Source organism: Psychromonas sp. (assembly GCF_047632995.1).
Classification (GTDB): Bacteria; Pseudomonadota; Gammaproteobacteria; order Enterobacterales; family Psychromonadaceae; genus Psychromonas.
The window spans coordinates 1-13,519 of sequence record NZ_JBLIEK010000104.1; the positions used below are offsets into that span (position 1 = coordinate 1).

11 protein-coding genes and 1 tRNA gene are annotated in these 13,519 nt (G+C 38.5%); 5 read left to right on the forward strand and 7 right to left on the reverse strand.

The window, feature by feature from the left end:
• From ACJAT7_RS14735 to ACJAT7_RS14755, 5 genes are all read right to left on the reverse strand, one after another.
• Positions 1-1,295 (reverse strand): hypothetical protein (locus ACJAT7_RS14735; protein ID WP_415227561.1); only part of this gene is annotated, 1,295 nt, incomplete at its 3' end.
• 1 nt (position 1,296) lies between these two features.
• Positions 1,297-1,863: an A24 family peptidase gene (locus ACJAT7_RS14740; protein WP_415227562.1), complete on the reverse strand. Its 567-nt coding sequence runs from the start codon at positions 1,861-1,863 to the stop codon at positions 1,297-1,299.
• 23 nt (positions 1,864-1,886) lie between these two features.
• Positions 1,887-2,069, reverse strand: coding sequence for a Flp family type IVb pilin (locus ACJAT7_RS14745; protein ID WP_415227563.1), 183 nt, complete (start codon positions 2,067-2,069; stop codon positions 1,887-1,889).
• Between the two features lie 175 nt (positions 2,070-2,244).
• The gene (locus ACJAT7_RS14750) at positions 2,245-3,783 is read right to left on the reverse strand and encodes a L,D-transpeptidase family protein (RefSeq protein ID WP_415227564.1); all 1,539 of its coding nucleotides are present in this window, start codon (positions 3,781-3,783) and stop codon (positions 2,245-2,247) included.
• Positions 3,773-4,642, reverse strand: a complete 870-nt coding sequence (locus ACJAT7_RS14755) for a helix-turn-helix domain-containing protein (protein ID WP_415227565.1) — start codon at positions 4,640-4,642, stop codon at positions 3,773-3,775. Before ACJAT7_RS14755 ends, ACJAT7_RS14750 begins: the two co-directional genes overlap by 11 nt.
• Positions 4,643-5,130: 488 nt before the next feature.
• Between ACJAT7_RS14755 and ACJAT7_RS14760 the strand changes: the two genes are divergently transcribed.
• The 3 genes from ACJAT7_RS14760 (at position 5,131) to ACJAT7_RS14770 (ending at position 8,772) form a co-directional block, all read left to right on the forward strand.
• On the forward strand, positions 5,131-5,421 hold the full coding sequence (locus tag ACJAT7_RS14760; RefSeq protein ID WP_415227566.1) for a hypothetical protein: 291 nt from the start codon (positions 5,131-5,133) through the stop codon (positions 5,419-5,421).
• Positions 5,411-7,414 (forward strand): sulfatase-like hydrolase/transferase, encoded by a 2,004-nt coding sequence (locus ACJAT7_RS14765; RefSeq protein WP_415227567.1) that lies wholly within the window; start codon positions 5,411-5,413, stop codon positions 7,412-7,414. Before ACJAT7_RS14760 ends, ACJAT7_RS14765 begins: the two co-directional genes overlap by 11 nt.
• A gap of 74 nt (positions 7,415-7,488) precedes the next feature.
• Positions 7,489-8,772, forward strand: coding sequence for an O-antigen ligase family protein (locus tag ACJAT7_RS14770; RefSeq protein WP_415227568.1), 1,284 nt, complete (start codon positions 7,489-7,491; stop codon positions 8,770-8,772).
• Between the two features lie 107 nt (positions 8,773-8,879).
• Here the strand turns inward: ACJAT7_RS14770 and ACJAT7_RS14775 are convergent.
• Together ACJAT7_RS14775 and ACJAT7_RS14780 are read right to left on the reverse strand one after the other, a co-directional pair.
• Positions 8,880-8,969 (reverse strand) — tRNA-Ser (locus ACJAT7_RS14775).
• Between the two features lie 73 nt (positions 8,970-9,042).
• A complete protein-coding gene (locus ACJAT7_RS14780) occupies positions 9,043-10,002 on the reverse strand; it encodes a glucokinase (protein ID WP_415227569.1) in 960 nt (319 codons plus the stop codon).
• Between the two features lie 304 nt (positions 10,003-10,306).
• Here ACJAT7_RS14780 and ACJAT7_RS14785 point away from each other — a divergent pair, with 304 nt between their 5' ends.
• Positions 10,307-11,167 carry a MurR/RpiR family transcriptional regulator gene (locus ACJAT7_RS14785; RefSeq protein WP_415227570.1) on the forward strand — a complete coding sequence of 287 codons (861 nt, stop codon included), beginning with the start codon at positions 10,307-10,309 and terminating at the stop codon, positions 11,165-11,167.
• A gap of 65 nt (positions 11,168-11,232) precedes the next feature.
• Complete coding sequence (pyk, locus tag ACJAT7_RS14790; RefSeq protein WP_415227571.1) at positions 11,233-12,663, forward strand: pyruvate kinase; 1,431 nt, start codon at positions 11,233-11,235, stop codon at positions 12,661-12,663.
• Positions 12,664-13,519: the final 856 nt, after the last annotated feature.

Genomic DNA, 13,519 nt, shown 5'->3' on the forward strand with positions numbered 1-13,519 from the left:
GTGAACAGATGGTCTGTCAAATAATCAAATTGAGCCTGTTCGCAAAGCAGTCCATTCACCTCACACTCTTGGAACCAAATCTCTTTGAACTGTTTTTTATCAAGGCCGAAAAAAGGTATTTTGTATCCCAGACGCCTTAGGAATGCATCGTCTATCAGATCTTTTGGCGATAAGTTTGTAGAAAACAGCAGCAACAGTTCAAAAGGCGCTTCAAAATGGTGTCCTGACGGTAAAGATAAGAAATCTCTTCTTTCTTCCAAAGGAACAATCCAGCGATTAAATAACGCCTTCGGAGTGACTTTCTGACGACCTAAGTCATCAAGTAATAAAATACCGTTATTGGCCTTCAGCTGTAATGGTGCCTGATAGATTCTAGAATTATGGTCAAACCGAACTTCCAACATCTCTAATGTGAGTTCGCCACCAGTAACAACTACCGGGCGACGGCACAGCTGCCAGCGTTGATCAAAACCGCTGGCCAATTTCAGTAAATCATCACTCTTAGATTGGTAGGTGGTTTGGTGAATCTCAGGGTCAAATATTTGAATGATCTCATTATTAACCTCGATTGCGTATGGGATTAGCACTTGATCCCCAAATACAAGGTTTAAGTGGCGACAGAAATAACTTTTACCCGTCCCCGGTTTGCCATAAATTAAAATGGGTTTGATAGAATTAAGGGCCGGGCCAATTCTTTCAATCAGCTCAGCTGGGAAAATCAAGTGTTCAAAAGCCCTATCCAACTCAGTTTTCGAAAGTGGTGCACTACGGCTGGACTGACTCTTTGCAACTTTAATATATTGCTCTAAGGGGATAGGCGCACTGCCCAGATAACCATTTTTCAAAAATGATTTTTCCGCCTGCAAATCACCCAGATTACTTAGCGCATAGCGCATCTGACCATCAGAGCGGCTTTGCCTGTTTTCAATCCAAGATAAGCCTTTCGCTTGCTCGACTACCTCTTTAACTATTCCCCCCGATAAAGCCAGTTTTTCTGCCAACTCTCTAATGGTATATACCCCCCCCACCTGCAGATGCTTCACTAACAGGTTAAGTAGCAAACTAATAGAGAGACCGGTTTCTGTAATGGTTGAAGGGCGAGGCGCTAAATTGAGCAGTTTGTTATCACAAACAAATTTGTCAATATTATCAGAATCGTTGCATTTAGAGTGCTCGTCCATTTTTACAGGCTGAGAGGATTCATCAGAGCCGATATTAGTTGCCAATTTGTCGGCACTGCTATGCTGATCAATCTCTTGTTGTTTTTGTTGTTTTTGGAAGTTAAACAGTCCCATTTTACACCCCAAATTGATAATTGAAATTAGCAATAAGCCTGACAATTTGCTCGTTTTGACTGCAAGCCCAAACCCATCCCATGGCAAGCGCGGGTGCATAAGGGACTTGCATTTTTAAAAACTGTTGGTTACTTGCCCTTATAAACTGACGCAGATATAAACAGCGTAAATAATGGAAAAATATCTCTTTAAAGGGCCGCCAGCCCAATTTGTATAACGCCAAGAAAATACTGGTAAGCGCCCCCGCTATAACAGCGTAAATCAGAGTCCAAAGTAACAGTTTGATATCTAAGAAAGCGCCGATGGCCACCATCAATTTAACATCACCGGCGCCTAACAGCTTTAAGGCAAAAGCGGGGAACAGAAGAAGAAAGGCAACTCCTGCCCCCAACAATGCCGTTAACAGACCAGCCCAGCCAGCAAAATAAGATTGCACAACAAATCCGATGGTTAAGGTTATTACACATAACCGATTAGGGATGCGCTGGTATCTCAAATCAAAATAAAGTGATATTGAAAATACCAGCAGAATAATAGAGAGCTTAATCAGCACACTGAAATCTTCCATTGCTCATCCCGTTAATCTGGTTATTATGGATTACCATTTACCGCGCTTGCTAATTCGTTGATTTTACTTGTTGCATTTGTACCGAGCAATTGGAATGCGGCTACCATTCCCCCCACAACCAACGCACCGGCAATCGCATACTCAACAGCGGTTAGACCGCTTTCATCTTTAATAAACTCTGTGAATAAACCTTTAATATTTCTCATTGGAAATTACTCCTATCTCATGATTTAAAAGTAAATAATAACTTTGCCACTCATACCACCGACTTCCATTAACGCGTTAATAAATTAACGAGTGGTCATTGTTAAGATTAGAGAGGATTATCAGAAAGTGTTATCACAGGATTGCTTATTGTTGTATGAAATTGCGTTATATTTGTTATTTTATTTTCAACGTCTTCTTGTCAAGATCATAGATATCTGGTGACCAACGCAATTCGCCTTGCTGATCAATCCAAACCGTTTGATAGGTAATATAAACAGGTAACGGGTTACTTAACTCTATATGGGTTGTTTTCCCCGATTCAATAGCTGCAAACAACATATTTTCATCATATGATTTTTCAAAAGTAAGCAAGTACTTAGCAAGCAGGCCAGCGTTTTCAAGGCGAACACAGCCATGACTTAACGCCCGCTCCTCTTTTTTAAACAGGGATTTAACGGGTGTGTCATGCAGGTAGATGGCGTGGTTGTTGGGAATGTTAAAACGATAATAACCTAATGCATTATTATCACCGGGCGCTTGTACTAACCGATAAGATTGCAATAATTGCATCAAGTTCAGATTCGGTTGATCAATTTCTCTACTTTGAACATTTTCCCAATACCCCTTAAGCAGCTGAAAATTCTGCCGTTTTAAAGATAAAAAATCTTTTCGGTATGCAGGTATTAATTCATTTTTAATAATATTAAATGTGGGCGTCCAACTCGGGTTAAATGTCAGCCGATTTATTTGAGTAATAAGTTGCGGCGTTTGATTTTTGCTATTGCCGACGATCACTTTCATCTCTAATATTGGCTCACCTCCTTCCATAACTGACAACTGATAGCTGGGTATATTAACAACTAAATATTTCTCTGGCGGGTGATTAGGAAGCGTAAACCAACGCCATAAATTTACCTGCAGCTGTTTAATGCGTTGCTTAGGAGAGATCTGTAAAGCCCTGTAGGTTTGTGGCCCCAACTCGCCATCGGCGACTAAACCATGGCGGCGCTGAAATTTTTTTAAGGCGGAGATAACCACTGAATCAAATATATCCAGGCGATTTTTTTGTTGAGCATTTTGCGCAAGGCAGCTCAAGCGGACTAATATTTCTCTGATCTCTTTTACTTGCGGGTGGCTTTGCCCTAGTTTTGGCTTGAAATTAAGATCCAGTGTTGGCCATGGTGAAGCAGAAAGAAACCGATAATCTGAAATTGCTGCTCGCAATTGATTTATCTGTTTATATTCTGGAATCAAGGAAAATAACAACTGATCCGTTGAATCCTCATTAACAGCCTGAATGAGACGCGAGTCTGCACTAGCTAAGGGTAAACCGCTTTTCTGACTATCTACATTAATTAATTCTAAAAACCCATTGGTTAAAATGCGATCATATTGCCTGTAACTCTCTTTCGGTAGTTCATTAATATTAACTATTTGCTGCCAACCAAGATCCGCTAACAGCCAATACAGCGTTCGTCCGGATAATGTTAATCCATTGCGGTTAAACCAAAGGTATTCTTTTTCCGATTGCTTTAAAGTGTTTTGATAAGGGGTTACTTTTTTTTCTATTTTATTAACAGGCCGGCCATTTTCATGATCAGTAAATAATAGAGGCTGAGCGTTTAGTATAAGGGGCTGTGATATAGAAACGAAAACGATAAGAAAAACAACACCATAAACTTTTCTAGTAATAGCTAAAAGATCATGAAGCATGGTGCTTTCCTACAAAATAAAGCGATTGTTCTTGAACCTCTCTTGCCAAATCCAGAAATAGCTCAGATCGTAATCTTTGATATTGTAAATAAACCGGACTGTACTCGACATCCCGATTACCATTTGCATAAGCGGTCGGCGTAATATTTAAATACTCTTTAAAAGTCCGGCAAAAGTGTGATGGATTTGCAAACCCTATCTGATAGGAGATGCTGCTGATAGAGCTTTTAGCGACCGCTAACAATCGTTCGCTCTCCTCAATCTTCCGACATAACATGTAGCAACTATAAGTTATGCCACATATATCTTTAAACAGATGGCAAACACGACTAGGGCTTAAATGAACAGCATTTGACAAATCCTGCAAAGAAAGACTTTTAGTATAATCTCGCTCAATGAGTTCGAGTACAACAAAGAGCGGATGCTCTTTAATTATTTTAGAACCGCCCTGCTCACTGTTTGTAACTGGCAGTTCATTAAAAATATCTACACTCGTTTTATTTTTTAACGTACAGAGTAGAGCTTGTTTATCCTGCTCTGATAGTGGGTAAATAAACAGATCATTAACGCCCGTATGTAACGATTGCTGCAATAAGGGGATAGAGACGGAAGCACTGATAACAAAAAACTGTTTGTCTGGATATTGATGGCGGATAAAATTAATATTATAAAGGTGATTAGCACTGGTATGGTCCATGAGATAAATAACCGCGCCCGGATTAATAACTGAACGTTCAAGATCAGCCATAGAGCTGATGCAATCAATATCACAATAGATGCGGAGATCTTCGCAGCAGCGTCGCGCTAATACGCTATCAAATGCGATTAAAAGTAAACGACTTGCGTTATGAACCATCATTAACATCCCTTTTAGTCACAAAGGTTTTATTAAAAATTACTATTAAAAATTACTATTAAAAATTACTATTGGATACCAAAGCATTACTGTTTTTTATGATTCTGTCAAAAAAAACACACGCTATTAACGTGATTTTTGACCCGTGCTGGTAGCGTTTAGTGAAATTTTTAATGAAAAAATAAAATTCAAGAAGCTGATATTAAATAACTAATTGAAAATATACTTTAGCAAAAATAAATATATGTAAAAAAAGATCAACAATCCTATTTTTGACCTATAGCCAACACTTATTCCCAATTTGATAAGTAATGCTAAAAACTCTATTTACTTAGTATAGTCGCATCTTATATATAATTGACATACATTAATTTTACCACCCTCCCCTAATTCTTAATCCCTCCGTTTACTGTAAAAAAGATGATCCGTGACATGCAAAAAATTGGCCTACAATTACATTAATTATAAATGAACCTGAAAAGGGGGTAAGAATGTTTTCTCTATTTAAAAGGGTTAAGTCATCCCCGTTAATAATTTATTTATTACTTTCCAGCCTGCTGACAGTACTGATCTCTCCGATAATATATTACGGCTACCGCTATTATACTATCAGGGGAGAACTCAATAATATTGAAGACCCCAACTCACTTGTCGCCAATAGATATATTCATGCGGGAGATTGGCCCGCATCGAGAGATGACAGCAGAATTATTACCGAAGCAGATAAATTTAAGGTAGCCAAGGTAATAAAGAGTGAAGGTAGTGAGTTAAATGAAAAATAACAGTAGCGTTGAACCTGTTTCAGTAAAAAGGACATTTTTTAGAACTGTCGCATTATTACTCTTGCTTAGCGTTTTAATTTTGAATTACAGGAGTAGCTTACAGCCCTACTCTGACATTTCAATTTTGACCATTTTCAGCGCAGAAAACACAAAAACCGTCCTAAATGGCGCATTAATTGTTGATTTAAGTTTTTTTGCGCTTACCTTTTTTTTCTTGCAGCTGTTTTGGGCTTATATCATTTGCACTTCATGCAAGCCCTTCTTTAATATAACTGAGAACAATAATATCAGAACCTTAACTTGGCTTATTATCGTTGTGCTGCATCTTTTACTGAGCATCTGTGCTAATTCATACTATACACCCACATCCCTCTTGGCTATTTTCAGAGAATCTTTCCTGAGCTCTATTTTCTTTATTGCCAGCTTAGGTTTTTGCTTGTTTGCTCTTTTTATTGGTAGCTTGTTGACTGAAAAAAAATATATCCGTGCGCTATTAATTGTGGCAATTTGCGTTTTTTTTAGTCTGCCCTATTCGTTTAATTTAAAAACAGCCAGTGCTGCAACAATTAACCAACCCAATATAATCATAATAGGCCTAGATGCACTTAGACCCGATCATTTAAACATACCCTATAAATCCTCTACTTTAACGCCAGCTATTGATGGATTTATCAAAAATTCAATAAGTTATCAGGATACCTACACCACGGTCGCGCGCACATTTGTAGCATGGTTCAGTCTATTAAAATCACAATACCCCATAACCCATGGCGGCAGATTCAATTTAACGCCCGATAATTTTCTGGACAAAAAATTAGAGTTCACCGATTTATTAAAAGAAAAGGGTTACCACACTCTCTATGCGATGGATGAGCGGCGCTTTAACCCGATTGATGAAAGCTATGGTTTTGATTTGGCGATTGGCCCGGAAACAGGTTTTGCCGATCAATTGATCACCAGTATTGCCGACTTCCCAATAATTAATATTCTCGCAAATACTAAGTTAGCGGAATATTTTATGCCTTATATATTCACTAACAGAGGTAATGGTAAAACCTACGATCCTACTGTTTTTAATAATCGCGTATTAAATAATTTATCTGTAAATAACGCTAATTTTTTAGCAGTCCACTTTTGTATGCTGCATTGGCCCTTCACCTCCAAAGACTTTATCAATGTCGATACAGATCTTTGGCAAGACAATTATAGCCACTTTATGTATCTGTCATTACTGAACAAACTTGATATGCAGTTCAAAGATTTTATGGATAAATTAGAGCAGCAAGGAATGTTGGAGAATGCGCTGGTTTTTATCTTCTCCGATCATGGTGAAAGTTTTAAATTAACAGCTGATAAATTAACGCCAAGGGAAGCTGGTTTGCAGTTGTTAAACGTTGACGCCTGGGGACATGGCACAAATATCTTAGATCAAAAACAAGCCAAAATTTTATTGTCCTATAGCGAATACAAAAATGGCAAAAGAATAAATCAAGCTAAAGTAATAAACGGTAATTTCTCCATTATCGACATAGTGCCAACGATTGCCCAAAAGTTAAATTTAAACTTAACAAAAAGTGAAGGCGCACCATTACCGCTTGAGAATAACTCCTTGCTTAATAATAGATTTATCTTCGTCGAATCTTCACTGCCAGTAAAAGCAATTAACAATAGCTTTATTGACACGAAGAAAGTTTTCTATGAAACGAAGGATAATTACAGGGTCAATAAAAAAGGAAAGGTCATACTAAAACCTGAAAAATACTTTGACTTTATCCCTAAAAAACAGCGTTCAGTTTACTTTCAGGATTGGCAATTAGTGATGCTGCCGGAGATGGAAGATCTCATATTAATCGATTTAATCGCTAAAAATTGGATCCCCTCAGCTCTTTACAAAGGTAAGGCCCCGTTAAAAGCGATGTTACATGCGCTATGTAAACATTATGAAAATGACTATAAGTTTGATCCTTATAAAGCATGTAGTAATAGGTATTGATTAGACGCTTACATAACCAGTGGCTATATCGTGATTTTTGATACGAGCAGCACAACAGTAGAAGGTAGTGAGTTATGACTGTTATTTTAGCAAATTCCAATTTAGATCTAAAAAAAGATCGTTTATTAGCTCTGCTGTTGGTCTGTTCTGCATTTTTTGTCGCATTAGTAGGTTGGTATCCCCCCTACCAAACCGGCCTTTATATTGCCAGTTGTGAATTGGTTTTTGTTATGACTTTTTTCCTTTTCAATCAAACTATAGATGCGCTTAACTTTTTATTTAAAAACAAATTGTTATTATGGCTTTCTATACTCTGGTACTTTTTCTTTAATGCCTCTTACATCCAACTATTTTTTCAAAATGCATCATCTTTTCAGATCTACATTGCAACACTCAGCTATCTATTTACCTCAATGCATCTAATATTCTTTCTTTGTATTATTAGTTTTTTTGCCAAATCAAAGTATAGCAATGGACTATCATTAAATCCGGTCGCACTGTCCAACTTGATAATAGTGTACATATTTTATCTAATAATTAATTCGGGCATTGTAATACCTGAATCTTTTTTATTGCATAGCCCCCCGTTCGCATCAAACATTCGTTATATTGGATATTTATTTACTATAGGTTCATTAACTTCAGTTCTTTGGCTTCTAACAAAGCAATTTAATGACCGCTTCTTTATTTTATATGGTTTTATTGCGTTAGTTAATTTGTCTTTTTTGGTTTGGTTAGGTGGGCGAACAGCCATCGCCTCTGTGTACATCAGCTTGTTCTTTCTACTTTTTTATCTTAGGAAATATAAGGAATTAAATTATAAAAAGATTTTTTTTCTTACTGGCTTAATTATCACCTCACTCATTATTGCTTACCAAACTTCGATTTACTCATGGAATGGAATGGGGTGGTTTATTAGTCACTTAGGTGTTGACGGTGAATTTGATGTAAACAGATTTTCATCAAACCGATTGGCAATATGGAGCGTATCTATCAATGCCATAAAAGAGTCACCCTGGTTGGGTTTTGGCCCGAACGGTTACTATTTTATTCAAGGCCACTTTTTTGGCCTACACCCTCATAATATGGTGCTTCAGTTTTTCCTTGATTGGGGCGTGATCGGCGGGGTTATTTTTTTACTGATTCTACTTTATTCTATATTGAAAGGGGTGATATTATTAGTGACCACTAACAACAGTAGCCTTGCGCTGGCTCTATTAATTATTAGTGGACTAACATTACACGGCTTAACTGATGGAACTTATTATCATGCGCAGCCTGTTTTTTATTTACTTTTGGCTTTTGCTCTTATTCCCGCGAGCTTATTAAAAGAACAGCATGCTTTTGCGCTTAAATAATGTTGATTTTATTGGTTCGTAAAGAGTTGCCACATTTAATAACCTATAAACTGGTCTGTCCCCCCTAAAACGAAAAAAACCCAGCATAAATGCTAGGGTTTTTAATGTGGCGGTGAGCGAGAGATTCGAACTCTCGTTAGGGATAAACCTAAACACGCTTTCCAAGCGTGCGCCTTCAGCCACTCGGCCAGCTCACCAGATGCTTAATTGTTTAATGGAAGCGAGCGCATAATAGATAACTCTCCCCATAAAATCAACTACTAATCGCAATTATTTAATAGACTCTAACTCTTGACGAAGATAAACACTTGCGCCTAATAAGCCAGGATTGTCATGTGTTATTAAATAAGTTGGAATAGATGCCAGGTAATCTTTAAAACGTCCTTTTTCTTCAAAGAAACGTCTGAACTCGCTGGATTTAAAGAAATCAATAAAGCGCGGTACAACCCCGCCGGCAATGTAAACACCACCAGTACAAGCAAGATTTAATGCAAGGTTACCTGCAAAGCCGCCCATTATTTGACAGAAGACAGTTAGGCTTCGCAGTGCCAATTCACAGCTATTATCTAAAGCCGCTTGAGAAACTTGCTTCGGTTCATGAAATTCTGGCTGCTTACCTTCTAAACGGCATAGGCTATGGTATATATTAACTAAACCTTGTCCTGATAAAATACGCTCAGCTGAAACGTGACCGAACTGATCCTGCAATAATAATAAAATGTCAGCCTGCTCGCGAGTATTGGGTGCAAAACTAACATGCCCCCCCTCACCATCTAAACTTATCCATTTGCCTTCTGATTTTATGATATGTGAAACACCTAATCCTGTTCCTGGGCCAAATACAGCAGTGACACCATCAGTTTTGGATTCGCCACCACCAATTTGAATTCTATCTTCTTGGGGTACAAAGGGTACTGCTAAGGAAATTGCGGTGTAATCATTAATTACATATAAAGATTCTAAATTTAGCTTTTCCTTTAATGCTTGCTTGGAAAATTCCCAACTTAAATTAGTCATAACCACACGATCATCTTCAACGGGGCAAGCGATGCCAACACAAAGGTGTTTGACCTCGCCCTGTAATGTTGAAAAATATTGAACAAGTGCTGCATCTAGCGTTATAAACTCTGCGCAGGAAAATTCCCTTAATTTACAGAGTTCACCCGTCTCTATATTACAAACAGCAAGGCGTATATTTGTACCGCCAACATCAGCAACAACAGATAACATATTTTTTCTCCAAGAAAATTTTATAAAATATTAAGTGCAACAGACAGCCCTCTCACTTTTGTAATAAAACTACATAAAATTTGATCTAAAACAGCTTTGTCTTGTAATAAAATGACATTTTACAATCACTTACTTATAATAAAGCACTGTTTAGAGTGTATGTGCGTCTGTATTTTTTCAGTTTAGAATTGTAACATCCAAAGATAGTGAAAAACTGATTTAAAACAGTTATCTAACTATCAAAAAGTAAATTTCCGCATCTGCAACAGTTTAACTTAGAAATAATAAATCACAGTGGTTAGGTATGAATACTTTAGAGTTAATTCAAAAAAATTTAGATACTTTTAGCAAATCAGAGCGAAAAGTTGCTGAAGTGATCATTGCATCACCACAAGTTGCCATTCATTCAAGCATTGCAACACTGGCAAAAATGGCTGAAGTCAGTGAGCCAACAGTAAACCGTTTTTGTCGACGCCTTGATACAAAAGGTTTCCCCGATTTCAAACTACACCTTGCTCAGAGTTTAGCTCAAGGCACTCCTTACGTAAATCGTAACGTAGATGAAGATGACGGACCAAGTGCTTACACAACAAAAATATTTGAATCCACAATGGCTTGCTTAGATGTTGCTAAAAATGCGTTAGATACATCGTTAATCAATCGCGCGGTTGATGTGCTAACACAAGCCAATAAAATTTCATTCTTTGGTTTAGGGGCGTCCTCATCCGTTGCACACGATGCGTTGAATAAGTTTTTCCGCTTTAATATCCCAGTATCCTGCTTTGATGATATTGTGATGCAGAAGATGAGTTGCATAAACAGCAGTGAAGGTGACGTTATTGTACTTATTTCACACACCGGACGCACCAAAGCCCTGGTTGAAGTCGCCCAGCTTGCTCGTGAAAATGATGCTTTTGTTATTGCATTAACCGCAGAGAACTCACCACTTGCACGACAAAGTAATTTAGTGCTCTCAGTTAGTGTGCCAGAAGATACCGATATTTATATGCCAATGGCATCGCGCATCGCACAACTGGTACTCATTGATGTATTAACAACCGGGTTTACACTGCGACGCGGCCCAAAATTTAGAGATAACCTAAAGCGAGTTAAAGAAGGGATCAAAGATTCTCGTTTTGATAAATTTAACGTTAACAGCCAATAACTTTTATTTGTAACAAGAATCAAATATTATTACAATTTACCTACTAACATTTACAGGAGTATACAATGCCAAGACGTACTAAAATAGTTACTACATTAGGTCCAGCAACTGATATTAATAATAATTTAGAAAAAATTATTGCCGCTGGCGCAAATATGGTGCGTATGAACTTCTCTCATGGAGAAGCAGTTGATCATGTGAGACGTGCGAATGAAGTGCGTGAAATAGCAGCTCGTTTAGGCAAAGAAGTGGCCATTATGGGCGATTTACAAGGCCCGAAAATCCGTGTTTCCACATTTAAAGATGATAAGGTTTTATTAGCTGTCGGCGATAAATTTACCTTAGACAGTGATATTGAAAAAGGTCAAGGTGATCAACTAGCTGTCGGCCTTGATTACAAAGCATTACCACAAGAAGTTACTGCTGGTGATATTTTAATGCTTGATGATGGCCGTGTGCAACTTCAAGTGGAAAAAGTTATCGGTAACAAAGTTGAGACTGTTGTAATTATTGGTGGGCCGCTATCAAATAATAAAGGCATCAATAAACAAGGTGGTGGTTTATCTGCGGCCGCATTAACTGAAAAAGATAAAAGAGACATTTTTACAGCAGCAGAAATTGGCTGTGATTACTTAGCGGTTTCTTTCCCGCGTAGTGGAGAAGATATGCGCTATGCACGTGAACTTGCTATAGCAGCTGGCTGTAACGCCAAAATGGTTGCTAAAGTAGAACGTGCTGAAGCGGTTGAAACGCAGGAGGCTCTCGAAGATATTATTCTTGCATCCGATGTGGTTATGGTTGCCCGCGGTGATTTAGGTGTTGAAATCGGTGATGCCCGCTTAGTCGGCGTACAAAAGAACATGATCCGTACAACGCGTCGTTTAAACCGCGTTGTAATAACGGCAACACAGATGATGGAATCAATGGTCAGTGCACCTATGCCAACACGTGCAGAGGTAATGGACGTTGCCAATGCAGTGCTTGACGGCACAGATGCGGTAATGCTTTCTGGTGAAACCGCTGCCGGCGAGTATCCAGTTGAAACAGTAAAAGCGATGAGTGATGTGTGCCTTGGTGCAGAAAAACACCCAAGCATTAATGTTTCTAATAACCGTATGAATTACACCTTCGATGATCCAGGCGAAGCGTTAGCGATGACAACCATGTTTGCCGCTAACCATACTAACGGCGTTAAAGCGATTGTAACCCTGACAGAATCTGGTTCAACGCCCCTATTAATGTCACGTCTGAGTTCAGGTTTGCCTATCTACGCACTTTCAAGTAATCCACAAACGTTACGTTACTGTGCGCTATATCGTGGTGTTACACCGATTAAATTCAAATCAACAACGACTGACAGTGTTGAATTTATCAAAACTGCACTACAGACATTAAAAGATTCAGATTGTATAGCAGAAGGCGATTTAATATTGCTTACTCATGGCGATAACAATACGACAGGATCAACAAACACATGTAAAATTATTACAGTTTAAGTAACCTTAAACACGAAAAGCCTCTTAATTGAGGCTTTTTTATTTTTGCCATAAAATCACAAATAAAGCATTTTTAAAAATCACAGCAAAAAAAATAGTTAAGAGATCACGTTCCAAAATGGAGAACGATGCTTCAACTGTTGCTTCTTTACGTTATACCCTCCTTTAATTCAGCTCATAAATTTAATTCTTTTCCTATCAACAAAGATCAGCTCTTTCTGATGGTCACGACTCGCAGAACACGTCCGTTCATGACACTGCACTATCGCCCAATTGCAGAGTTCGCCACTCATGACACTTTGCTGCCGAAAAATTCGCCCGACTATCACCTGCTTTGCATACCACTGCGTGGCAACTCTTTCTTTCCCATGCTCGAGTACTCAGCGCGTTAAGCGCTTAAACGAAAAAATCTCTGTTGACGTAGTCAACAGGGATTATTCTGGATTTGATTGCCTAGCTTGGCGACGGTCAGGACTCGCAGAGCTTGTCCGCTCGTGAACCTTGCCTATCGGCAAACTCGCCCTACTATCACATGGGAATACCCCCTCGCATTGCAGTCCCTTGAACACGGTTCAAGGAAACAAAATGCAACGAGCGGGTTCGCAGAGTTCACCCGCTCGTACCACATCGCTGTCGCGATACTTGCAGTACCATCGGCGCAGATTATTCACCGTCATCCTCAAAGTATTTTGTTGAGGATCTCGCTGAGTTCTACAGTTATTGCGATGAGATTCCCGACAAAACAACTCGGGAATGACGGATAAAAATGAGTGTCGATTCAATTTTTTGCACTGCTCATCGCGTTAAGCGCTTAAACGAAAAAATCCCTGCTGACGTTAGTCAACAGGGATTATTC